24 protein-coding genes and 1 CRISPR repeat array are annotated in these 23,571 nt (G+C 58.8%); of the genes, 11 read left to right on the forward strand and 13 right to left on the reverse strand.

The window, feature by feature from the left end; translation table 11 throughout:
- Positions 1 to 57: 57 nt before the first annotated feature.
- Both HW932_RS20115 and HW932_RS20120 read right to left on the reverse strand, forming a co-directional pair.
- Positions 58 to 600, reverse strand: a complete 543-nt coding sequence (locus tag HW932_RS20115) for a hypothetical protein (RefSeq protein WP_176978247.1) — start codon at positions 598 to 600, stop codon at positions 58 to 60.
- Complete coding sequence (locus tag HW932_RS20120; protein ID WP_176978248.1) at positions 597 to 806, reverse strand: hypothetical protein; 210 nt, start codon at positions 804 to 806, stop codon at positions 597 to 599. The genes HW932_RS20115 and HW932_RS20120 overlap by 4 nt, the downstream gene beginning before the upstream one ends.
- Before the next feature lie 416 nt (positions 807 to 1,222).
- On the opposite strand from HW932_RS20120, the gene HW932_RS22215 reads away from it, so the two are divergent.
- The 11 genes from HW932_RS22215 (at position 1,223) to HW932_RS20170 (ending at position 7,671) form a co-directional block, all read left to right on the forward strand.
- Positions 1,223 to 1,696, forward strand: coding sequence for a zinc-finger-containing protein (locus HW932_RS22215; protein ID WP_176978268.1), 474 nt, complete (start codon positions 1,223 to 1,225; stop codon positions 1,694 to 1,696).
- A gap of 26 nt (positions 1,697 to 1,722) precedes the next feature.
- Positions 1,723 to 1,911, forward strand: coding sequence for an anaerobic ribonucleoside-triphosphate reductase (gene nrdD / locus HW932_RS20130; protein WP_176978249.1), 189 nt, complete (start codon positions 1,723 to 1,725; stop codon positions 1,909 to 1,911).
- A 116-nt stretch (positions 1,912 to 2,027) separates the two neighbouring features.
- Positions 2,028 to 2,633: a hypothetical protein gene (locus HW932_RS21955; RefSeq protein WP_246296951.1), complete on the forward strand. Its 606-nt coding sequence runs from the start codon at positions 2,028 to 2,030 to the stop codon at positions 2,631 to 2,633.
- On the forward strand, positions 2,630 to 3,829 hold the full coding sequence (locus HW932_RS21960) for a DUF4942 domain-containing protein (protein WP_343047438.1): 1,200 nt from the start codon (positions 2,630 to 2,632) through the stop codon (positions 3,827 to 3,829). Before HW932_RS21955 ends, HW932_RS21960 begins: the two co-directional genes overlap by 4 nt.
- A 104-nt stretch (positions 3,830 to 3,933) precedes the next feature.
- A complete protein-coding gene (locus HW932_RS20140; RefSeq protein WP_176978250.1) occupies positions 3,934 to 4,320 on the forward strand; it encodes a hypothetical protein in 387 nt (128 codons plus the stop codon).
- Between the two features lie 100 nt (positions 4,321 to 4,420).
- Positions 4,421 to 4,864: a hypothetical protein gene (locus tag HW932_RS20145; protein WP_176978251.1), complete on the forward strand. Its 444-nt coding sequence runs from the start codon at positions 4,421 to 4,423 to the stop codon at positions 4,862 to 4,864.
- 101 nt (positions 4,865 to 4,965) lie between these two features.
- Entirely contained in the window at positions 4,966 to 5,382 is a 417-nt protein-coding gene (locus HW932_RS20150) for a hypothetical protein (protein ID WP_176978252.1), read from the forward strand.
- Entirely contained in the window at positions 5,354 to 5,746 is a 393-nt protein-coding gene (locus HW932_RS20155; protein WP_176978253.1) for a hypothetical protein, read from the forward strand. Before HW932_RS20150 ends, HW932_RS20155 begins: the two co-directional genes overlap by 29 nt.
- A 122-nt stretch (positions 5,747 to 5,868) precedes the next feature.
- Entirely contained in the window at positions 5,869 to 6,318 is a 450-nt protein-coding gene (locus HW932_RS20160) for a hypothetical protein (protein WP_176978254.1), read from the forward strand.
- 548 nt (positions 6,319 to 6,866) lie between these two features.
- Positions 6,867 to 7,046: a hypothetical protein gene (locus tag HW932_RS20165; protein WP_176978255.1), complete on the forward strand. Its 180-nt coding sequence runs from the start codon at positions 6,867 to 6,869 to the stop codon at positions 7,044 to 7,046.
- 166 nt (positions 7,047 to 7,212) lie between these two features.
- The gene (locus HW932_RS20170; protein WP_176978256.1) at positions 7,213 to 7,671 is read left to right on the forward strand and encodes a hypothetical protein; all 459 of its coding nucleotides are present in this window, start codon (positions 7,213 to 7,215) and stop codon (positions 7,669 to 7,671) included.
- 101 nt (positions 7,672 to 7,772) lie between these two features.
- Here the strand turns inward: HW932_RS20170 and HW932_RS20175 are convergent, their stop codons facing one another.
- The 11 genes from HW932_RS20175 to HW932_RS20225 all read right to left on the reverse strand — a co-directional run bounded on the left by HW932_RS20175 (position 7,773) and on the right by HW932_RS20225 (position 23,079).
- Entirely contained in the window at positions 7,773 to 8,117 is a 345-nt protein-coding gene (locus tag HW932_RS20175; RefSeq protein ID WP_176978257.1) for a hypothetical protein, read from the reverse strand.
- 217 nt (positions 8,118 to 8,334) lie between these two features.
- A complete protein-coding gene (locus HW932_RS20180; protein WP_176978258.1) occupies positions 8,335 to 9,090 on the reverse strand; it encodes a ProQ/FINO family protein in 756 nt (251 codons plus the stop codon).
- 60 nt (positions 9,091 to 9,150) lie between these two features.
- Positions 9,151 to 12,528, reverse strand: coding sequence for a plasmid replication protein, CyRepA1 family (locus HW932_RS20185; protein WP_176978259.1), 3,378 nt, complete (start codon positions 12,526 to 12,528; stop codon positions 9,151 to 9,153).
- 935 nt (positions 12,529 to 13,463) lie between these two features.
- Positions 13,464 to 14,380: a CRISPR direct-repeat array (repeat unit 37 nt; unit sequence GTTTCAATCCCTGTTGTAGTGGATTGTCTATTGCGGC).
- 170 nt (positions 14,381 to 14,550) lie between these two features.
- The gene (gene cas4 / locus HW932_RS20190) at positions 14,551 to 15,159 is read right to left on the reverse strand and encodes a CRISPR-associated protein Cas4 (protein WP_176978260.1); all 609 of its coding nucleotides are present in this window, start codon (positions 15,157 to 15,159) and stop codon (positions 14,551 to 14,553) included.
- The gene (gene cas2 / locus HW932_RS20195; protein ID WP_176978261.1) at positions 15,156 to 15,461 is read right to left on the reverse strand and encodes a CRISPR-associated endonuclease Cas2; all 306 of its coding nucleotides are present in this window, start codon (positions 15,459 to 15,461) and stop codon (positions 15,156 to 15,158) included. Before cas2 ends, cas4 begins: the two co-directional genes overlap by 4 nt.
- Positions 15,448 to 16,437: a CRISPR-associated endonuclease Cas1 gene (gene cas1 / locus HW932_RS20200; protein ID WP_176978262.1), complete on the reverse strand. Its 990-nt coding sequence runs from the start codon at positions 16,435 to 16,437 to the stop codon at positions 15,448 to 15,450. Before cas1 ends, cas2 begins: the two co-directional genes overlap by 14 nt.
- A gap of 66 nt (positions 16,438 to 16,503) precedes the next feature.
- Positions 16,504 to 17,184 (reverse strand): CRISPR-associated endonuclease Cas6, encoded by a 681-nt coding sequence (locus HW932_RS20205; RefSeq protein WP_176978263.1) that lies wholly within the window; start codon positions 17,182 to 17,184, stop codon positions 16,504 to 16,506.
- Positions 17,172 to 19,565 carry a CRISPR-associated helicase Cas3' gene (gene cas3 / locus HW932_RS20210; RefSeq protein WP_176978264.1) on the reverse strand — a complete coding sequence of 798 codons (2,394 nt, stop codon included), beginning with the start codon at positions 19,563 to 19,565 and terminating at the stop codon, positions 17,172 to 17,174. Before cas3 ends, HW932_RS20205 begins: the two co-directional genes overlap by 13 nt.
- Positions 19,534 to 20,250, reverse strand: a complete 717-nt coding sequence (gene cas5 / locus HW932_RS20215) for a CRISPR-associated protein Cas5 (RefSeq protein WP_176978265.1) — start codon at positions 20,248 to 20,250, stop codon at positions 19,534 to 19,536. Before cas5 ends, cas3 begins: the two co-directional genes overlap by 32 nt.
- Before the next feature lie 2 nt (positions 20,251 to 20,252).
- Entirely contained in the window at positions 20,253 to 21,239 is a 987-nt protein-coding gene (gene cas7b / locus HW932_RS20220; protein ID WP_176978266.1) for a type I-B CRISPR-associated protein Cas7/Csh2, read from the reverse strand.
- Positions 21,240 to 21,306: 67 nt separating this feature from the next.
- On the reverse strand, positions 21,307 to 23,079 hold the full coding sequence (locus HW932_RS20225; RefSeq protein ID WP_176978267.1) for a TM1802 family CRISPR-associated protein: 1,773 nt from the start codon (positions 23,077 to 23,079) through the stop codon (positions 21,307 to 21,309).
- Positions 23,080 to 23,571: the final 492 nt, after the last annotated feature.

Genomic DNA, 23,571 nt, shown 5'->3' on the forward strand with positions numbered 1-23,571 from the left:
TCGAAGTTGTCGGACAAAAAAAGAACCCCCGCCAAGCATGGCTCAGCGGGGTGTGGGTTAGATCGTGGAGAGTAGGGCGGCCTGACGGCGCTCCCAGATATCCGCGTTATGCCGCTGGACGGCTTCCAGTGCGATCAGGCCAGAGGCCCACTCGGGCGTCTGCGACAGACGATCCAGGACACCCGGATCCAGCACGCAAAACCCCTCTCGGATCGCCGCTTTAAGCGCCGCCTGAGCCGTATCGAACGTGCCGTGGGAAAAGAATCCCCGCGCGTCGAAATACTGGTGTCGGAAGCGACCTGGCTCGCTGGCATCTGGAAAGATGGCCGCCCACTGCTCGAGCGTGTGGTGGCGCAATTCTAGGCCGACCGCCTCATCCCCGTTGGCCGCCAACAACCGCTCAAAGGCCTGCTGTTGGCTTTTTTGCTGGTTCTGACACAGCATCCGTGTCGCGTTTCTGGCCACGAGCGATTCCGGCCATGGCGCTTCCCCATGACGCTCGTAGAGCAACGTCAGCAGTTCGAACTGACCGTTGTCATCCAGCCCGAAACGCTCACCCACGGCGAAAGCCTTGTCGACTCCGATCAACTTCGTCTTCATGGGTGCGCTCCTTCGCCCAGGATCTTGAGGGCGACAGCATTTCCTTTCAGAGCATCTTTCGTGCATTTGAGCGCGTCCAGACGCCCCCGAACCACCTGCACCATCATTTGGATTTGAGGGTTGTCCTGCTGGGCAACGTCCGTCAGGAATTGTTCCTGCGCTTTGATCGCCCGCTCAATGAGTTCGAGCAGTTCTTTCTGTTTCATCGCCAGTTCCTCGCATTGTCCCCGGCGAAATACCGAGGTTCGAGGGGAGTTGCGAGGCAAAAAAGTCCGTTTTTTAGGCCGGCGTCCGGCACCGCCCTTTCGTGTCCCGCAAATCTGGTCGTAGCCCGGCGCATCGCCTGGGTATCCAGCTATTTGCGGAGAAACCGATGAAGCTCGATGTTGATCGATCTCAACACCTCGCGCTCTCCCATGGAGCCGGGGTTTTTTCTTGCCACACAACTCCCCTCGAAGTCCGGCATTTCGTCGGAAACCCTCGAGAACAGGAGAATGTCATGATTGCCAGTGTTGCCAAGAAGAAACAGCGGCGATGGAACCAAGTCGCCTATGAGGCCGATCAGCACGAGCGCGCCGAACGCAAGCGCGCTCGAGCCGAGCGCAAGGCACAGCGACGCAAAATGAAAGGTCAGCGCGTTGTCTGTCCCCACTGTGGCGAACAGGCTCAGCTGGTCGACGGTTCGCTCATCTATCCGTTCCGTCCCGATCTGCATGCCCGGCACTTCTATTTGTGCGCACCGTGCAACGCCTGGGTCGGCTGTCATTCCGGAACAACCAAACCGTTGGGAGTTCTCGCGGATGCTGAAACCCGACAGGCACGGATCCAGGCGCATGACGTCTTCGATCCGATCTGGAAAACCGGTCGCTTGACGCGCACCGAGGCCTACGCCTGGCTAGCGGCTGAACTGCGCATTGATCGTGAGCAATGCCATATCTCCATGTTCGGTACTGAACTGTGCCGGCAGGCTGTTCGAGTCTGTGAGCGCTATTGGGCACAACAAAAGGTCACGACCCGATCCGGGCGTTCGACATTTTTGACCCGCCACGTTCCGCCACAGGCTCCACGTCGGAGCCTGGGGTCCATGTTTGCGTAAGAGGATTTTCAACAATGACTTCCCTTATGACCCTCAACCAACCCCAACTCCGCGATGAAGAACGCACTCCGTGCGAAGTGTGGACGCGCGTCATGGGCTACCATCGTCCGCTGTCCTGCTTCAACGCCGGCAAACAGGCCGAGCATCGCGAACGACTTCTTTTCCGAGAAGTGCCTTGCTCAAGGAGCCAGGCCGCGCAACTCCAGGCGGCCTGAACACGAGCCGATCCAAACCGCCCCGAGCTCCCCATGGGAGCCGGGGTTTTTTCGTGCCTGGCAAATCCTCTCGAACCTCAGCCTGTTGCTGGGGATTTGACGAGAGGAATCTCCAAATGAACGACTTTCAGTTCTATCCGACCCCCAGATCACTCGCTGAACGCGCTTGGGCGAAGTTCCAAAACAGTGAGTTCGTGCGAGTTCTGGAGCCCAGTGCCGGCCACGGTGATCTGGCCAAAGCCGCTCCCCGTGACTACTACCGCTGGCGTCGTGATATCCCTGTCGATTGCATCGAGATCGATTTGGATAAACACCCCGTTCTACGCGAAGAGGGGTTCAAGGTTGTGGGCGTGGACTTTCTGAAGTTCAGCGCCGGAGCGCACTACTCCCACATCATCATGAATCCGCCCTTTGCCCAAGGGGCGGCGCATGTCCTGAAAGCCTGGGACATTCTGTGGGATGGCGAAGTCGTGGCCATCATCAACGCCGAAACTGTGCGTAATCCCTTCTGTCGGGATCGCCAGCGGCTGGTCTCGTTGATCGAGAAGCACGGTGAGGTCGAGTTCATCGAAGGAGCGTTTTCCACGCCGGAAGCCGAGCGCCAAGCGGACGTGGACGTCGCCCTGGTCTACCTGCGCAAGGAAGCCGATGCGTCGGAACTGGCCGATGCGGTTCTGGAGGATCTGATTCGGGATCGAACCAGTGGTGAGGAAACTCCGTGATCGAGAACGCGGTGTTGGCCTTCAACGCCGCTGTGGAATCGGCGCGCAAGGCGGTTCTGGCCGAGGCGCGGGCCTCACGGTATGCCAAACGGCTGGGGGATACCTTGTCGCAACGACGGGGGGATGCGCCGAGCGATTACTCGACGCCGATCACGGCGGACAGTGTTCGCAATGACTTGGCCAAACGCTATGACAATCTCAAGGACCGGGCCTGGGCGGGCATTTTGAGTTCGACACAGGTGCTGTCCCGGACCTCGACGAGAGTCCAGCAGGAGATCGAATCGCGTTTTGAGGAGATCAAGGCGTTGGAGTTCACGGCGGAAAACATCTATGGATTCCTCCTGGGACTGGCACAGAACCAAGGGCAGATCCAGATCGACATGGCCTGCGAGGTGTTTGACACGATCACGCGCTACCATTCGGACAATACGGTGTTCTACATGGGCTGGAAGTCCAACGACAAGCACCGGACGGCCGGAATGCGGATCAAGACGACCCGCTTTATCCTGCCGGGACATTCCGATCATGGCTTTCGGATGTCGTTGCCGTGGGAGAGCCAGCGCTTGCTGGCCGACTTCGACCGGGTGTTTGCGATGCTCGATGGCAAGATGGAATCGCCGATCGGGTTGGTCGACGTTTTCAGCCGGCACTATCAACGCTTGAAGCATGGGGAACGTCTAAGCAGTTCCTACTTCGATGTGCGCTACTATCCGGGGATCGGCACGATCCACTTCTTCCCTCGGGACAAGAAGCTGATCGAACGTCTCAATCTCCTGGTCGGACGTCACCGCCAGTGGCTGCCGCCGCAGGAGACGCGCGTCAGCAAGGACTTCTGGTTGCAGTATGAACAGGCCGAGAAATTCGACAAGGCCATTCGTTCCCAGGTCACAACGCTCTTTCGGGAGCAGGCTCCGCGTCGCTCTCCCCATCCGTTACATGCCTACGGGCAAGCGGGGGAGGGTGGAGATGAGGCCCGTGCCTGGCTCGGTCAGGCGATCGGCCTGCATCTGGAGGCCAAAGGCCTGAATGTGCAGGCCATGCTGGAACCGATGCCGGAACCGTCGGTCGCGGCTCTGGAGATGATGCCGGAGTCATGGCCTGCACCTGTCGAGCCGATCGATTCGGCCGACATGGAGGATGAGGAGATGGAGTCCACGGCCAAGGGCCAGCTGGATATCTTCGACCTCATCGATTGATCGACCAAACCGCCCCGATGCTCTTTGAGTGTCGGGGTTTTTTCGTGCCCCGCAATTCCTCTCGAAACTCAGCATTGGGCTGGGGACAACACGAGGAAAGTACCATGATCGAATATCGCCTCTCGCTCCTGGAACAACCGGGCAACCTGCTGGCCATCGCGTTCGATTGCGATGCCGACGACCTGGCGCACGCCATTGAGCAGGCGCAAAACGCCTACCCTGAAGGCCGAATCCTGGCCTGCACACCGCTGGCCGACATCCCGGAACGCTACTGGGCGATCACCGGAAGCATTCCGGGCGATGATGCAAGTACGACCTTAACTTTAACGGCCCGCACGAAACTCCACGCGATCCGCGCCTTTGAGGACGAGATGTGGGCTGATGAACCCGACGCTGACGTGCAACGCGAAAGCCTGAAGCTGGAACACGGTGTCTGCGTGTTCATTGAGTCGATCGTGGCGTCCGCGTCCCCGATCGAAATCGTGTCCTGAGACACATCCCCCGCCCCGGTCCCTTTGGGACTGGGGTTTTTCGTGCCCGCCAACTCTCCATGACGCCAGCCTTCTGCTGGTCTTTCAACGGAGAAAACGCATGATGATCCAGGTACACGAAGGTGGAGAGGTGTTTCGTGGGCGAATGTTCGTCCGCCAGAGTGATGGGCAGCTGATGGCCATTGGTTCATTCGGCGCACACTGGTGGATCTTCAGCCAAGGGGTGTTTTATGGCGGCGACAGGCGTGTCTGTCGCTTTGAGTCCAGAAGCGTGGACCCTGGTGTCACCAGTCGCTCAGAAGCGCGAGAACGCATCCAGCGGTGGATAGGCATGGGGTTTGACGAAATTCGATCCAGCCCAGACGCGCCCGCAGACAGTTGGGACTTCACCATCCTTCAACGACTGCCGACCGGGACTGTCATCGGCCCTTGCTCCGATCTGAAGCCGGCTGTTCCTGATCCGGTGCCTGACGCTCCGGTGGTTCTCACCCAGGCCACGGATGAGCAACTGCGAGCGATCGGTATCACGCCGATCTATATCTGACCCACAACGGCCCCGGATCCTTTGGATTCGGGGTTTTTTTCGTGCCCCACAACTCCCCTCGAACCTCGGCATTCCGCTGGGGACTTTGAGAGGACAGTCGTATGCCTGACTTCATTTTTGCACGTTCCGTCAAGACCTATGACATCTTCCGTATCCCGGCCGAGAGTGAAGCGGCCGCACGGGCGATGTTCGAGAACGCTGACGATCCAGATGCGTTTTTTGAGGGTGAAGGAAACGATGTCACCTACGGCGATCTGGAACTGGAAACCGTCGAGGGCCATTCCGTGACGGCACTGCTAACACTGATCGCGCGTCATGCGGGCGAAGTTGTCTGGGGCAATCATACCGGACTGCCGCTGAATGACGCGCGGCGCCAGATAGCCCAGCTGGAATGGCTCGAGCACCTGCTCGAGACGCAAGCCGAAGCGCTGGATGCGTTACCGGAAAGCCAACCCTATCTGGGTCGGGTCTGTGCGGAGGGCAGGACCAATGAGCACGCTTTACGTCATTCGGGCTGACTCAGAGGATGGGTGGTGGTCGAACGATCTTGGATGGGTCAACGATCTGGAGTCTGCCACCCGGTTTGAGCATACGGAGTTTTTGCGGCCGTTGGCCGCCGTGCCTGATGCGCGATGGGTTGCGCTAGACGCTCATCACGGGCCGACCGTTGTAAAGGTCATTGTGCTCGGCATGAACTCCAGTGGCGAGCCGGAGTTTTTCCCCTGCACACTCTCGGTCACGGCCGAGCAGCACGCTCACGGCGAGCACTATCAGCTGGCCATTGAGCAGGCTGAAGAGCACGGGTATCAACTCCCGATGATCGCGTTTGACGAACACGATCCTGCCGCGCGGCAACTCGGCGAACTCCTCGCCTGGATTTAGCCGCCCCCCCGCCCCGGTTTCTCCTTGAGATTCCGGGGTTTTTTCTTGCCCGACAATCCCCTCTGGACCCTGGCTTTTTTCCAGGGAGTCGATCTGCAACGACAGCAAAAGGGGAGTCCCTCATGTACCAAGAAAGCTGCAACGACACCACCGCCGACCACCACCCGGCGCTTGATACGCCGGTCATGGACGACGAACTGGACCAGGACGTACACAGAATGGAGATGCTCGTCGAACTCGCAATGGAGCAGGACTATCCCGTTCCAAAGCTCGGTGAGCGAACCTTCTGGACAGCCGACGGGCTGGAATACTGCCCGATCCTCACTCGACAAGAGGTCGTCTACGCCGGCTATCTTCAGTGCGACGGTCAGACGATCCATGTGGAGTTTCCCGCTCCCGTTGGGGCCACGTCGGCACAAAAGGATCGCCTGTTTGTTAGAGCCTTGATCGCCGCCGGCTGTTTGATCAAACTGCGCGTCAAACCCCGTCCTTCAGGGCGGGGAAGGATAGCGCTTCGATGGGCTTGGCATGTTGAGTTTTATGTGCTAAATTTTAGTATGAGTGAGTTTTGAATACCGGAGGACGTTCCGGGACTTAAAGCCTGTGGAGCGGGCACTGACGGCGGAACGGTGAGGGTGGCCGGTCTACGAGTCATCCCGCATTGAAGCAGGAAAGACGGTTCGCGAGGACCGTCCGGCCAGGGAGCCGTACCCTGGGAATCCCCGTCCTTTAGGGCGGGGAGGATGTCAAGGATCACCTGGAAATTGGCGTCGAGCAGACTAGCCAGGAGCGAGCGATCGTCCATGCCGGATTTTTTCAGTATGGCGACGGTAAGCTCCATCAGGTTGAGTTTGCTGTCCCGGCAACGGTGACGGCAGAACAGTTCGACAGCGCGTTCCTGGAAGCCTTATTTGAAGCTGGGATCGAGATGAACTACGTCGACGTCGGCGAGCAGTGGCTGACACCGGGATCTTGCGCCCGGACCAATTGAAGGCACGATGGCCTTGAGCGTGTTGTGCGCTCCCACACCCCTGTCAGCCTTGCTGCCAGGGGGTTTTTCTTGCCCGACAAATCCTCCCGAAGCCAAGGCATCCCGCCTGGCATTTGAGGAGAAGATCCCATGCGGATTTCTGTCGAAGGTCGCGATCGTGACGTCAAGGCCCTGAGCGCCGGGGCTCAGGCCGTTTTCGATGCGGGCGTCGTGTTTGCACGCCGCATTGCTCACCGTCTCTGGGCGGTGCATCTGTCAAACGGAAGCGTTCGCTTCCTCCAGGAGGGCGATGACTTCTGTCTAGCCTAAGTTTCGACGTCGGCACCGTTTTACGGTTGCTGACTTGAGTCTGTCGAGCGCTCTGCGCCTTCAGACATCTCCCCTAAGCCCCTTTCAGCCATGCTGTTAGGGGTTTTTTCGTGCCCGACAACTCCTGCTGAACCTCGGCATCCCGCTGGGGATTTGGAGAAGCAGCATGCTTGAAATCACGATCAGCAAAGACATCACCGCCCACGCCATCATCAAGATGGATGAAAAAACCAGCCTCAAAGACTGGAAACGCGCCGCCCGCCAGGTGTTCTGGAACGGCCACTGGGATGGCCAGGAGATTCAGTTCGAGCCTGAGTGGGGCGATGCGAACAACCTGCGCATCGTCCACGTGGGAACGGAGGATGGGGACACAATTGAGGAGGACATTCCAGTCGAGACTGACTGGAAACCGATTGCCGAATGCCCGCCGCCGGCCAATCAGCCGCTCGTCGTGGCCTGGGAGCAGGGCGTCAGCCCTGGAGAAGTCTCCTGGAGTGTCTACTACAACGCGGTCGTCTATGACCCAGAAAGCGATCAGTGGATGGAATACCTATCGCTGACGCCCTGTGACTGGAAAGACGGCGAACGCCCGTCACACTGGCGGCTTTTCCCCCAGTTTAACTGATTGACCCCGACCCACCTGGCCTATGGCTTGGTGGGTTTTCTACTGTGGTCGCAAAAAAAGGAACCCCCACCAAGCATCGCTTAGTGGGGGTGGGAGACTCGTCAGTCAACGAAGACGAGCTTGGCGATCCGCGTTTTGCCAAACCGGTCGCCCAGTCCGGCCTGGAACGCTCGAACCTGTTCCAAGGAGCTTCGATCGACGTACTGCTCGAAAACGATCGAGCGGTTATCGACGCCGTCACGCTCCGCTACGAGAACGTGGATCGTGTCCTCGGCCGGACCGAGAACCTCCAGATCGCTCTCGACCTCGGACGGCGAATAGAAACCGCAGACGCCGATGTCGAAGGCGACCGCGTAGCAAAACTCCTGATCAGGAAAGACCGCCTCGATCTTACCTTCGGTTCCGGCCGGCCCGAAGCGAGGGCCTTCGTCGCCCTCGTCTTGCACAGTGGTCTTGGACCGGATCCGGGTGCCGACAGCGAGATACGTGCTCATTGGTGACTTCCTCTCAAATCCCCGGCGGAATGCTGGGTTCAGGAGGAGTTGTGGGACAAAAAGAAGCCTATGCGGCTGTCCGTTGGAACGTGCCGATGGAGTGGGCGTTGATGCATCTTTAAGCAGCCTACTCGGCTGTCCACGAAACGAGTTATTCAAGCCATTTCATTTATCGAGGACGCGACTCGAATACCTGAAGCCCCGGATTCTCCAAAACCAGAAGCGCCTGATCATTGGCGACCGCCTTGGTTCCCAGCTGCCCCGTCAGCACCGCCCGCCACTCGCTCCATTCGCCTTGAGCCTTCGTAATCTTTTTCCAGGACTTTGATGAAAGCGTAGCGACCACCAGGGCGTCCTGGGTCGGAAGACCGATTTTTACGCCTCCTGTGACCGGCAGGGGATCCGGGATTTCGGAAAACTTCACTGTCAGTTCCAATCGACCGGAAACGATGTTCTCCTCGGTCAGCGGAGCATCCTCCAAAAGCGCCTTTTTCACTGACTTTTGAGGACGTGTTTTTTTTTCGCCGTTAAGCGCCGCTCGTGCCGCTTTTCTGGCCTTGTACTTCTTCCACAGTACCTTGATCTGCGCCTTGGCAATCTCAACTTCCTTTTCGGTAATCGTTCCGGCCGGCTCGCCTCTGTGGTCGATGCGCTCGGCACCGACGACCAGTGTCTTCATATACGCTGGGCGCTGACAGTAGTAGGTCACAGCCTGCCGGATCTTGCGGAAACTATACCCCTGTGCCTCCAATTCTGCTCGAATATCGAAGTGGATGCCGATTTTCAGCGGACGCGGACTATTCAGGTTGAAACATTTAGGGAAGTGCTTTGCCAGATCCGGGGTCTGCGATTCTGATTCGTTTTTTGTCAGTGTTTCGACAGGCATCGTTGGCTGGCTGTATTCTGCGTTGTTCGCGATGGGCATACAATTTCCCCGATTTCGGTCAGACAGGACGATGATGCCACGTCCGGTTGTTAGGGGTCTTTAAACAGATGTGGCACTCAGTCGCCGTGCTCTTATGGCACACATCAGATTCCAACCAGGCAAGACCAAGCGGCCATCCTGGTTCACTTTTACCTTGTGCCCGATCGCGTATGTGCGCCCCTTGCGACCGCCCGCGCCCCGGCGTGCCACGCAGTCCAGATAAAGCCCGAGTTTTCCCAGTACATCATTGACCCAGCGTACAGGGTAAGTTGGCACGCGATCCAGGCGGGCGATCCCAAAGTGACTCAACGCGCGTCCCTGATCGGTATCCTTGAGGGTATTGTAGGCCTGAAGCGCCGACTTCTCCGTCACCATCCCCTGACCGGTCTCCGGATCCAAACCCAGAACTTTAAAGAGCGTCTGGACGGCTTCGGTGCGGGCTGCATCGAACGAACGCAGGGCGATCGGAAGCTTGGCTTCGGCTTCCTTGCGATCGCGGTCTGACGGTTGCGCTGTCGCTGTCAAGGCCGCAAACAAACGGTTTTGGCTGTCCAGCTTTCCGTCTTGCCAGACATCAACATGCTTCGAATCAAGCTCGCCCTGGGGCGTTCCGGTGGTTTCACGCACCTGCGCCCGCGCCACGGCCGCCGCTTGTTCGGGAGTGAGTGAGTAGGCTTCGCTGAGTTTTTCAAGTTCTTCTTTTGGCAAATCCTCCGCTTTGCAAATAGCGAAATTTTTTGCGATATCGACGGCGAGCGCCGCGGCGTTCCGTAATTTCTTGCCGTTCTCGTCCTTGTCGAACGATCCGCGCTCTATTTTCCAGCCACGATGCTTGAGAAGATACCAAAGGTTTCTTGCGTAGCTGTTGCGCGCTGCATTCGATGCGGCGATCACCCGACAGCAATCGAGATCATACGGAGTGGCGGGTTCGATCGAAAAAGTCCCGTTATCGAGTTCGACGAGCCGCCTTTGTGCAGCTTGCAGCCCATTAAGGACTTCAAGATACGTATCGGGGCGACTGTTCATACCCGTACCCTGAATGGCAATATCCCAATGACGTGCTGTTCTATCGCGACGCAACATTTGATTGAAAGCGTTAGGTTCAACCGTTCCGTAATAGAATGCAAAATGTCGTTGAAAATGCGCTACGCTTAGACTGACCCCGCTTTCGACTGTCGGCGAGAATAGTACAACATCCCATTGACCAGCATTCGCATTGATGTCTTTGAGAAATCCCAGGGCTTCCGGGGTGCCTTTTGTAGCCAACGCCTCAAAATTGTGAATATCCAAAATACGCAGATGTGGATAACGTCCGCGCAGTTCATCGGCCAATCCAGCAATCAGCTTGGCCGAATCTGCTGTGATCATCGATGGAATACCGGCGGCTAATGCTTCATCGATCTTTTTCAGGACAACCTCTACAGACTGGAAAGTTCCGCGAAGGTCGGTAGGCGTATCATGCACGATCCAAAGATGGATCGGAACAGGGATGGAACCGGCCAGCATCCGGACGTCTGATGTGGCCAGATCGGCATCTACGCCAACGGCGATATCTGCTGTTTGCATTAAACACGTCAGCTGATTCCAGACGTTGTTCGCCTCTTTTTTGAGTGTCGAGTGTTGGTCATGGCAATCGCGTGTGATACGCGCAATCTCATCGATCAATACGGCGCGAGCCTGATTGATGGAAGTAGAATATTTTGGATTGATGAGGCTGTTGATGCAGAGTGCGAGATCCGGATCAGAATCCGTCATTTGATAGTGTGCGAGATTACAACGGGTGGCTAGATCGGACACTAGAGAAACCCGAGGAGCAATTGCAATAACGCCGTTGCGCTGCAACGCGATGGGTTTGAGCAAATGCTCGGTTTTCCCGGCTCCGTGCGTTGCTTTACATAGGTGTACGCCACCACCAATTGCATTGATGCCGACGCGAACGGCGTCGATGTCCTGAGCGTAATGCACGATCACTGATCGTGGCAGTTCCTGACCGTTGAGAATGACGGAGGCAATAGCGGTCTGATACGCTTTTTGTGCGAGATAGACTCCAAGGTCGTTGATGTCGCGTTCATCGACAGCCGGGTGTGCAGTACAGATCGAGGTAATCAGTTTTTTCCATGGAACCTGAGTCGGACAACGCCAGTGATGCCGCCACAAAATGGCCCGAGCAGTACCTTGAGCGTTTGCTGCATGTTCGCGTCCGAGTTTCTTGAGATCCAAGAGCAGATCGCCGGTCAGTGCGTTCGGCTCGCTACCCATCCGATACGTCGTGCCAGTTCCAACGTCATACAAAAACGCGCCGTGCCGCGCGCGACGCAGAATTCCGGCCCAGCTTGTGGACTCTCGGAATGTCGCCTGACATCGCAAACGATCATACCCAGCGTCGAGAAAGGCGCGGATGGTCATCGGGCCTTTTTCTGTGACGACGGTTGTGTCGATTCTCAACAAATCGTGGTTTTCGATTGAAATTCGGGGGCGGATTGATACGGGGATCGGATCGTTCGTGGCCTTTTTCTTTTTTGGGGGCAGGCCGGCTGAGGAGGGGGCGGAGGTGTTTTCGATGATCCGTGCGCCCGTGGTTTGCTCAAACGCCAGGCGTTCATTGACCGCAATCGATGTCACGATCTCAACCGCGCTACCCGCATGGATGGACGATGTTAAAGGAGCGAGTTGAAACGGGGGCTTGACACACGGCGGGCCATCGAACACTTCTCGTCCCGTGACCCAGACGACCGAGTCGAATAGCGTTCGTTTGAGAGCCGCACCGGCTTTTGACTCAACCATGTAGCCGAGTCCGGCCGCCCAGAGCCGGACCTCCAGTGCGACACGCGCAGCATCCATATCGTTTGTGCTGAGATCGGTCGTTGTAACGATATAAGTGTGCGAGCCAAGCGGACCGGGCGAGACGTGGCGTCCGGCGGCATCCAGTACCCGTCCCGAACCGCTGGGAATCGTCCAGCGCGCAGCGCCCGAAAACTCGGGCAGTGCGTCGGCCAATAAATCCCAGCGATCCTGTTCGCCGAGCGCACGCCAGGCCTCCGGCATCCGCGGATCCGGGTCGAAGTCGAGCAGCAGGATGCGAGCGGGCGTGAAATGCGGCTTCAGCCGCGCGATAGTCGGCTTTCCGTTGACCCAGTTGATGCCGTTTGGGTCGCGCAGCGACTTGGCGGGGCGGATCTCGTACTCAGTCGGAAGATTTGGAGCGTGTCCAAGGATGAGCGCTTGTTCGATCGTCAGGTGCGATACCAGATCGCTGTAGCGTTCGAGCAGTTCAACCGCTGTTGGAGCGCTAAGTGTGACAGTGTTGGCGTGATAAGCGCCGAAATGTTCGGCAACATGCTTGCCGAGTTCATCGAACGTCTTGCCGGCCGGCTTACCGTCTGTCCGCGTTAAGAGCGTGATGGCCGTTGTGATCTGGGATTCGTTTTTTGTGCGCATGTTGGCCTAAATCTCCAGCCAAAGCGCTCGGGGTCTTGCATTTTGCGCGTTCTATCGCCACAATAATGCCAGAACAAGCTTTGGCCGCTTGGTGCGGTAAGTGCGCAGTTCTGACCGTCGCCAAACAATCGAGAACTGTTCACTAAACTGTTTCGTTAAAGGCCCACTTCGGTGGGCCTTTGTGTTTCTGTGTCTGCCGTTTTGGGCATCCTCCCCGCCCTGTGAGGGGCGGGGATTCCCAGGATACGGATTCCTGGCCGGGCGGTCCTCGCGAACGCGCCTTTCCTGCTTCGGCACGGGCACCACTCTTGGCTCGTCGTCAGTGTCCGCTCCACAGGCTTCAAGTCCCGATCGATTGACCCGCCGCGTCAAGCGAGCGGGCAGAGCGAAGTCTACCGCTTCCTGCCTGGGTAGAAAAGACCCGAATCTATACATTGCAGTGTTGGAAGTTGCAAAATTAGACTCCCCAACCAGCCGCCCCAAAAAACAGGTGTTCGCTGTCTCGCCGCCACACGACTCCCTCGGTTTGCACGGCCAGCCACCACGTTTGCATGGCCGGATCCGGTTTGGGGCGTGCAAACGCCGCTGGATCAAGGACAGCAGCGCACCAGCCTGGATCTGGATCACCCGCTGCCGGCCATGGAAGCGCGAAGCGCGGGGCCGGTAGTCCCGGCGAGTAGGCAAAGCGCATCCGATACACCGTACAGTCATTCGCGCAGAGAATGGCGAAGGCGCATCGAGCCGAAGCCGTTCTCGGAGTGGGACGAAGCCGGGCCTAAAGGTTGTCACGTCGCGAGGGCGTGTGGGCGACTGGGAGTCCCGCCACGCCTCCTGAGCGACGATGACACTCCGGTCTCTTTGCGCATCATAATCCTTGTTGTGTTGGATTTTTTTGTGGTCGAATTTAATTCGCCACACTTTCTCTGAAAGTATTTGTTTCAAACCTTGTTGTAGTGGATTGTCTATTGCGGCGTCAGAGGCCGTTTTCGAGGGTCGCGTCCCAATATGGTTTCAATCCCTGTTGTAGTGGATTGTCTATTGCGGCCTGGTGCCGGTGCTGGTGCTGGTGCAGTCATTTCTTGTTTCAATCCCTGTTGTAGTGGATTGTCTATTGCGGCTCGCTGTAGTCCCCTTCTCTTGAATATTCGAAATATGTTTCAATCCCTGTTGTAGTGGATTGTCTATTGCGGCGACATAAGCTGTTTTTCCAGCGCCAGGACTTCCAGAGAGTTTCAATCCCTGTTGTAGTGGATTGTCTATTGCGGCGCGCCTTTAGCCTGAGAATGCGAAAAGTAATATTTAGTTTCAATCCCTGTTGTAGTGGATTGTCTATTGCGGCAGATCTGGAGCTGATGCCTGCCTTTGAAAGCATCAGGTTTCAATCCCTGTTGTAGTGGATTGTCTATTGCGGCCACTCAGCAGACGCGGGGGCATTTGTAGCAAGCTGTGTTTCAATCCCTGTTGTAGTGGATTGTCTATTGCGGCCTATCCGAGCTTTCAGCTATGCGCGGATCTATGCTAAGTTTCAATCCCTGTTGTAGTGGATTGTCTATTGCGGCCACCGGAACAGGCATGGACGCGCTTGGCGTAACGCTGTTTCAATCCCTGTTGTAGTGGATTGTCTATTGCGGCGACGTGAGTTGCGCAAGGTGCCGGTATCGTTATCACGGTTTCAATCCCTGTTGTAGTGGATTGTCTATTGCGGCCATCGTCGGCACCCAATATCAGGTCGAGCGGTATCAGGTTTCAATCCCTGTTGTAGTGGATTGTCTATTGCGGCACGATCTCTGGCGGCGAGGCCTCCTAGTTCGTTACGTTTCAATCCCTGTTGTAGTGGATTGTCTATTGCGGCTGCATATTCACCAAAAAACCTCTTCGATCAAAATCATACATTTTTTCAGATACTGTCTTTTTGAGAATTTTGCCCATAGAAGTTGCCTCGAAATGACTTTTTTAGTCGTTGCCTGCATCGAAAAATGCTTTTTTATTACAATAGATCAAATAGTTACGAAAGCCAGGTGGCTAGACGCAAATATTTTTGTAGCAACAGTCTTCGCAACGTAAGCGCGAAGACGCTCGTGCGGGAAGCCGACCGGTTCGGATGATAGCGAAAATCTGCTCCACAAGACAGCGCATCTCCTGCTTGGCGGCTTCTGTAATCGCAACCTCTTGGAGCTGACTGCCATCGCGCACATAGGCCACATATCCACGCTGTACCGGCTTTTTGTAGACAGCTTCGATCAACATACCGTAAAGCGTCACCTGTGTCTCATGGGTCTTGAAAACCTGATCTCGTGCCTCGGTGTATTTATAGTCAAGTGGTGCCATCGTCCCATCCTTGAGCCAAAGCACCTCATCGACGATGCCGCGCAAGTGCAACGACGGCGAGGCTAGGTACACCTCGATCTCGCGTTTGACGGCGCCGATCTTCCGACGCAGATAGTCACGATTCTCGGTCGCACGCCGCCGATGCACTTCACGTCCCTTGAGCACCTTGAAGCGAGATTCCTCGTGCTGCGGAATTTGCTGCACGTTCATGAACCAGGTAAATCGTGGGCAATAGATGTGCTCGAGCACCTCCGATGGTGTGAGCATTGGCGTGCGTTCGGTGTCCAGATTCCAATCACTCATACGAACAAAGCCCGTACTTCATCCGTGACCAGTTTTTTATCGAAAGCTTGACCTAACAGCCTGACCTTGCGGAAATCTTCATCGCACATCGGAAAGATATAAACCGAATCATCATCCGGATCCGTCAGCGCTTCGATCTCCAGTTGCAACTCGTCGAGACGGTTTCGGGCGATCGTGCCAAGAAAGACTGACTTCTGCACCCGATACAACCCCGCTTCTTTACAGCACTTGGCTACCTTGGTCCGCGGTTTGTCCAGAACAATGTCATAGATGATCCACACCAGCGTTTCAGTCGTCTTCATCGCTGATCCTCCCGATCCAGCCATTGGCCAGATGATGGCAATCGAGCTGCACGGTATCGCGACGCTTAATGTTACGGTTACGATAGCGGATGCCCTCATCGAGATGCGCCCCAAAGGATTCCATCAGCACCGCTTTGCCCTCTTTGTTGAGCCGCAGACCGTTCTCCAACTTGTCGAACTGCGTCTGTTTGACCTTGCGAGCGGCAAACAGAGCAATCACGGTTTCATCCGCCCAGATGCGGTAGCACTCGATCAGGTCGAACACCAGGGATTTCTTCTGATAATGGTCGGTGTGGATGAAACCCACATAGGGATCCAGGCCGGCCAGAATGCAAGCTCGCTCAACCGTGCCATAGAGCACACCATAGGCATAATTGAGCAGACAGTTAAACTCATCCTTGGCCGGATTGCGCGAGCGTTCCTTGAACCGAAACGCCTCGGGCAGCATCAGGTTCACGGCTTCCCAATACGTCCGCCCGGCACGCCCTTCGACGCCCATGATGGTTCCACGCACCTCGTCGAGCGCCCCGCTGACCGCCTCCAGCGACACACGCGAAGCACCCAGCGCCTCAATCTTTTCGGTCAGTTGTGCCGACAGGCGCGAGCGGCGCTGACGCGCCCCACGCAAGAACTCGATCTGATTGTCCAGCTTGCGCACCATCCAGCCCAAAGCCAGCTTCAGTCCCTGTTCGGTATCGGCGATTCGCAACTGCTCGCGACGAATGGCCGTCGTCGAACCGGGCCGCCCGTGCCAGACGCGCCCATAAGGCTGACCGACCGCATCGAGAAAAATGATGTCGATGTTCTTCTCGATGGCCAGTTGAATGGCATCCGTCGAAAGGGAAGCTCCGGTCGTGATCAGAATGGAGCGCACCTTGCGTGCGGAGACTTCCTGTTTCTGCTCCTTGACCTTGACGAGGAACATCTCGCCCTGGCGGTGAAGGTAGGTGCCGAAGGTCGTGAGAATCAGATCCATGTTGTCGCGCCTCGATCAGTTGTGGTGGGCGTTATAAATTCTTAAATTGTTAAAGAACAAAACTTTTTAGCGCGTCAGCCAGCCATACCCGTGACTGACTGCATGACCGAAGGCGAAGCCATCCGGCAACATGAGATTGCAGGCGAGTTCGCCACCGAGTCCAAGCAGATTCTGGCTTTTATAGCGACTGGGGCTTTGATGTATCCGTGTGAATGTCGCATACAGCCGCTCGGGAAAAGTCACGTCCAGCCCGCGCAGCGCCGTCAGCAGTTGCGCCACCAACAGCCGATTACGCTCATGACGTTGAGCGCGCTCATCCATCTGTTGGTAGCGCCGATAGTTTTCCTGGTTGAACAATAATACCGGAGTACGGAGACGATAAGGCTCCAACCGTTCGCTTACGGCGAACTGTCCATGATTCAGGGTCAGCGCGGCATCACCGATCGTTACGGTCTCCTCACCCAGTTCAAGGTTTAGATCGAGCCACGGCCGGTCGAGCAGCCGCTGAGCCGCTTCGGCCCATCCGATCACCACTCCACGCCCTTCATGCCAACGATATTGAATGCGCGGATAGCGATACAGCGCCTTGCCGGTTTCCGGATCATGTTGATGGAACAGCGGATCGCCGTGAAACGCCGTGGCCAATGCGCCACGCAACTGGCGCGCGCGTTGACCGGGCGCGCCCGAAACTTCGCGGTCCCAGGTCAGTTCGACTTGGGCGCAAGGGATCTTGGCTAGAGAATGCATGTAGCCTCGGCAGGTGGCAGGTCGACGAATCCAGCCGCGCGGTCGTAAGTCTCCGGGCCGGCATCGAGGAGGTTGACTTCGTTGCGCTCCAGATCGGAGCCTGAACGGACCGGAATCTGGATGACGCGCTCCATGAAAGCGCGCCGCCAGGGGCGAAAACGCTGTTCCTGTTCGGCGGGCTTGAGCATCGGATCGTCGTACAGTACCCGATAGGCGTCCCACAAACGCCGGTCGCGCTCGGTGCGGCGGATGAACAGCGAGACATTGGGAATCTCCTCGATGAGCCGAAACTCGCGCTCGATTGCAGCCAGATCACCGCGTGCAAGCTGCTCATCGACCCGCTGCTGATCCTGGCGCGCCCGGCAGCCCAAAAAATAGCGTTCACTCAGGTCGAGAAAGTCGCACTCATCCCAATGCTCCGCCTCGCCCAACACCTCAAGCGTCACTTCTATCAGCGGACGGTCATAGACGCGCGTCCACAGCGGTTCCAGCGCACGCGCATCGCTCGGTGTGGTCATGAGTTGCCACAGATGCACTTCGCCGAGTCCTTCGCCCATCTCGCCGTGACGATTGCACCGTCCGGCGGACTGGATGATGGCATCGAGCGGGGCACAATCGCGATGCACCACCGGAAAGCTCAGATCGACCCCAGCCTCAACGAGCTGGGTACTGACGACGATGACCGGCAGCCCCCGACGTTGCAGACGCTGGATCAAGCGGATACGCGCGCGCCGGTCGCGCGGCGTCAGATGGGTCGAGAGCGCAACCAACGGACGTTCGGGCAGTGCCTCGGCGAGGGCATCGAACAGCTCACGCACGGCGCGGCGGCGATTGACGATGATCAACGTCGGACGCTCAGCGTGCCCCAATTCTGCGATCAGGCGTGCAGCAAAGGCCGCGACTGTCAGTGGCTCGCGGTGATGCAGGTGCAGGCGCGTTCGATTCAGCGCCCGGAAGTGTTCGCCATGATCGGGCAGCAGCTCGACGGCATCACCAGGCTGAAAAATCAGCGGTCGGGTCGCGGTGAGCAGCACGATCCGCGCATCGCCGACCCGCGCCAGTGTCATGAAGATCTGCCGTAGCGCCTCCCAATAGCGCAGCGGCAGCGCCTGAACCTCGTCAAGCAGGATGAGCGCCCCGGTGAGCTGACCGGCTCGCTTGAGGTTGGCGTTGCGCGTACTGAGTAGGCTATGCAGCAGCTGATGAAAGGTCGTCACCACGATCTCGCTCTGCCAAGTCTCGGTAAGCAGCTGACCGGCGCCATCCGCTTCATGCTCGGTGTCCTCAGTGCGAAAGCGGCTCTCGCTCAGATGGTGGTGTTTGAGCAGCACATCCTCGCGGTCAGCGAGATCAGGGGCAACCGTACGCAGCACGGCCCGGAGCACGGCATGGTTCTGATCGATCACGGACGTGAAGGGCAGACAGTAGATCAGGCGCGGCATCCCTCCATGACGCTCGGTCAGCCGCGCGCGCACCTGAAGCGCCCCATGCAGGATACTCAGCGTCTTGCCCGCCCCGGTCGGGGCGGTAAAGGTCAGGAGCGGCTGGTCGAGATGGGCCAACCAGGTTGCACTGAGGGTATCGGCGATGCGCTCACGTCGCTGATTGAGCGTCACGGTCGGCCCTGTAACAGCGTCTTGACCGGCCAGAACTTTGGCCTTGTAGCCTGTCACCGCGTCGACGGGAAGTGCCTGACGCTCCAGGCTCGCGCCCCGCAGGGCCGCATCGGTCTTATCCACGGCCAGCAGCGCCCCAAAACCGGCCAGCGTTGCCAGGGCTTCATCGAGGTCGCGATAGGCGTGGCGCAGCTTCGATCCGCCGACGTCGCGCCCGCGCAACCGGGACTCGACCCGCTCCAGGGTCGGTGTTTCGGGCGTCGTGATAAGCGAACGCTCAGGATGACGTGCGGCGACTTCCGCCAACCAAGCCGCGATCCCCATCCCATCGAGCGCCTGGATTTGAGTGCGCAACGGACTCTCCGGATCACGAAACTCGGCACGGCTCTGTTCCAGCAGCATCGGCCAGTCCTGAATGCGCAGCGCGCCATGGTGGCGGCGCACCGCGCTGAATAGGGCCAGCCGTTGCCACAGGGGCCAGTCGAGTTCCGCGCTGTACCACCAGGCGAGCAGCGCGCCGATGTCACCGTGCTGGCTCAGCGCCGAGCGCCGCCCCGTCCCGCGCAGATAGCGCTGAAACCAGGGCGTGGCCTTGCCGAGATCGTGAAAAAGCCCTGCCACGAAGGCGATGGCCTCGATTTCAGGACGGGCGCCGGTCGCAATACTCAACGCCGCGCGCTCGGCCACGCGCTCCAGATGCGCGGCGAGCGCATCGCCCGGATGCGCCTCGCACTCAGAGAAAGGCCAGACAGTCGGTTCCGGCATGATGCAGGACTCCTTGAGGGGCCGTGACACGAATGGGCTGGCCATCCTCGGCGAGTACGATTTCCTGATAGCGCCGCACCACGCGGGCCTCGTCCATGACCGCCGGAAGACGCAGACGCTGATAGCGCCGCCCCTCCTCATAGTGGACACGTACTCCCTCGATGAGCGGCACCGCCGTATCGACCGCCTGTTCGCCGGCCGCCAGCGCCTCGATCTCCCATTCACCAACCCAGGCCAGATCGGCCGGACAGTTGGCCAGACCGAGCGTGACCGTGTAGCGCGAGTAACCATCGCGTAGCGATTCGGCGAGCTCGTCGGCCAGGAGGCTGTCGAGGCCGGCCACCAGCAGTCGAAAACGCGGCTCGCGCAGAAAGACGCAGGGCACCTGGGTATGGGTATTCTGTCCGGCGCGCGGGCGGAAGTACCCATCGGTGCCGTCCTTGGTCTGGAGCAGGTTGAGCGCGGCGCGAAAGGTCCGCAACGGCGCGCGCGGCGCAACCGCCACCCGTACCCGATCCCAGCCCAGACGGCGGTGATAGTCGTCTTTGCCGATCCCGAGCAGCGCGCCGAGCATGCCGAGCACCGCCGGGGGCGGCGGTAACGGATAGCTCACCGGACTCATGGGCGAGTAGGGCTTTTTGAACAGCCCATACTCACCGCCGACGTCGAAGACTAGGGTACGCATGGCTACAGATCCAGCGCCGTGACAGTCAGCCCGGCGGCACGAGCCAGCGCCATGAAGTCGCCGATCTGCTCGCCGGCCCGACATCGCAGACGGCTGTCCTGCATGATCCGCAGACCGCGCAAACGCGGATAGACGCGCCAGGCGTCGAGCAGCGCCGTGACCTCCAGTTCGAAGTCCTGGGTTGAGCGCAGTGCCGTATCCTCGATACGCTGATTGGCGAGCGCGAGCCGCTGGGTCAGCGCCCCGAGCCGGTAGCCAGGCTGGTAGTCGGCCACCACCAAGAGCAGCGGATCATGCCCGAGCTTGGAGTGGGTGTTGAGTGCGGCCGTGCCCTGCCACAGTCCCGCGAACAGTCGCCCCAGATCGTCTTCAGTCAGGCCCGTGCTGCGTGCGGCGACCTCGTTGGCCACGCCATAGGCCGCGATCAGCGCATAGGGTAACAACCAGCGCTCGGCGAAGGATTTCTGGTTAGCCGCCGCGTTGCCGGCATAGGCGGCGGTCTGCTGCACCAGGGTGGGACTGACGCGATGCAGCGAGCGGTTGAAAGCCGAGAACTGCACGGGGCCGGTCAGTTGCAGCGAGGGTTCGGCCTTGCCCAGCGGCAGGGTGGCACCGAACAGGCGTGCATCGATACAGCCGCGCGTGACGGCCTCCTCCAATGCCTGACGCTTGGCCTCGCCCTTCTTGCCCTTGGCGGCAGCGTCGAGGAATTGCTCCGCGCGATCCTTGCCTTCGGCGAGATGACCATCCGCCTTGAGTGTGTCGCGAATGAGGATTTCCTGTCCGGCGGCCAGTCGCGTCGCGACATCCGGTTCCAGACTCAGCAGATAGTCACGCACGGTGCGCTTGAGGCGCACATCGCTGACCGTGGCCACACCGGTCTCGGGATCGGTGCGCGGACGATTCTCGTCGAGCGGGTCGCCGTTGGGGTTGCAGTCGCGAGCCTCGTAGAGAAAGAGGATTTCGTGGCGATTGGCGATGGCGGTCATGGTGTCAGTCTCCTTGACGTGGGAGGCGTCGTTTCAGTGTCGGATGGTCTGTGATTGGAGGCGCGCGTCAGGCCGCGTCCAGTGAGGGGGCCGGCGCGGCAGCTCCAGCCTCACGCGCCAGTTGGCCGATGCGATACGCCAGGCTGTAGCCGATGGTGAAGGCGAAGGTGGCCTCCTCATCGCTGATGGCCCAGGTATCGCCGCCGACGACCCAGGCATTGGCCAGATCCGGATCGAGTCCGGCGATCACATAGCCCAGTTTGCCGTACTGCGCGAGCTTGGCATGGCCCTCGCGGTAGAGTCGCTGGAGATGCTGACGGGTGAGCACACGGCCAACGAATTTCTTGGCGAAGGGATCGGCCCCACGCTCCTGACGCTGCACCGATGTGACTTGGGCGGCGTAGCAGCCAGTGAGAAAGGCCACCACCAGCTCGGGGCGGCGGAAGAAGTCGGCGTGCTCGCGCACATAGTTCCCATAGGGACTGTTGGGGATGGCATCGGACATGGCGGGAAGCGCCTCCATGGAGTCGTCGAGAATGAAGCGGACGTGACGGGCGTAGCGGTATAGGCCCCAGGCGTGACGGGTCATCCAATGCAGCAGGGATGGATTGCGCTTGCCGGTGTCGATCAGCCGTGCAACCAGCGCGTGCAGCAGGTAGCGCCGCGCGATCGACTCGCCGGCAAACAGCGCCGCCAACCAATCGCGCAGTGTTTCCTCACTGGCGTTGTCACTGCCGCCGGCAAAGGTCTTGAAGGTCAAGGCACTGATGCGCACCGGCTGCTCGTCCTTTTTGCTGATGGCGATCAGATCCGGTGCTCGCTCGATACGGCGCGCGGCGTCATGCAATTCATGTAAGCGGCTTGGCAGCAGGTGCTGCACCTCGGCCTGTACGCGCCAAGCCGCGTTCTGCTGACGGTAGAAGATAAGCGCGAGCGCGAGTTGGTCGCCCTGGTCGCCGAACTCATGGAGCAATTCCCACTCGTCGGCCACCAGATCACGCGCCTGGCCCAGACTGTAGCGTTGTGGTTGCCGGCTGAGCCGGGCGCGCAGCTGCTCGCGGACCTCATCCGAGTTGCTATAGGGCAGGATCAGATAGGTCTGACCGGCCATGCGGCTGGCCAGATATGTATTGGCGAACGTGAAGGTATCGGCGATGCTCAGGGCGCAGTCGCCACAGACCGGAAAGTTTCGATGCGCGGCGTTGGCGCGAAAACCGCCGGCGATGCTGCCGGGATTGTTGAGGTTGTAGCAGGCGAGCACCGCATAGTTGCCATAGACCCGTACCGATTCGCGACCACACACCGCGCAACAGCCATCATCGCGCGCTCCGCCCTTGTCGGCGAAGGACTCCGTGACCTGGCGCACCAGCCTCTCGCGCATCTCGGGCCAGCCATGCACCGGACGCATCAACTCATCGGCCCAGTAGACATAGCCACGATGGGTCTTGTCGTCGATGCCGGCTTGCCGGCGGGCGGTTTCGACCTCGGCCCAGATGTCGTTCTGGCTGGTGTGAAAGGTCTCTAACGAAGCGCTCAGCCAATCACGTTGCTCGTCACTGAACTCCGGAGCCTCGGCGCACACCGCCACCGCACCGGCCAGACGATTGGCCGTGTTTCCGGCCAGCTTGCAGCAGGGCGTGAAATCCGTGCCATTGGGTGGCCCTGAGCGGTATAGAACGCCCTGACTGCCCTGGTAGGTGCGCACACCGCGCCACTCACCCGCCGGACCGAAGCACAGCGCCAGGCCACGATCGTAGAGGTCGGGCATCCCCTCGTTGAGACGCTCCCAGCCCGCACGCTCAGGTAGACAACGTGCCAGTTCGTACAAGCGATGAAACATGCAGACGCGCTCCTTGTGTTGGTGTTGTCTGGAATCGGATCCTATATTTCTTTAAAATTATTTCAACCCAAATATTTTGGTCGTATAAAGCTATGCTCTCCGCCTGGACCGGGTTTCTCGCGCCAAGGTAGCTGGACAGGCTAGGGGAGGCGGTCAACCAAGAGCCATGCTGCCGGCACCAGGACTGCCACCAATAGAACGCAACGGGTGCGAGCGAGGCATCCGCGCGACACGCCCGCTCGGCGTGCGCGTCGATGCCGCGCAGCCATTCCGGAGAGCATCCAGCGGGCCGGACGGCAATCCCTGGTTGCCGCTGAACGTATTGAGGCGAAGAGGCCTCGACGAGGCGCGATGAAGGTTTCCTGTTGACATCATCTTGAATATATATATAATTAAGTCGTTGCCAATAACAAGCCTCCGTAAACTTCAGTCAACGACCCCCGCCTGAAGGCGGGAGCTTGTGAAAGCAAGCTCCGACGTTGACCAGACCAC

Source organism: Allochromatium humboldtianum, assembly GCF_013385175.1.
GTDB lineage: Bacteria > Pseudomonadota > Gammaproteobacteria > Chromatiales > Chromatiaceae > Thermochromatium > Thermochromatium humboldtianum.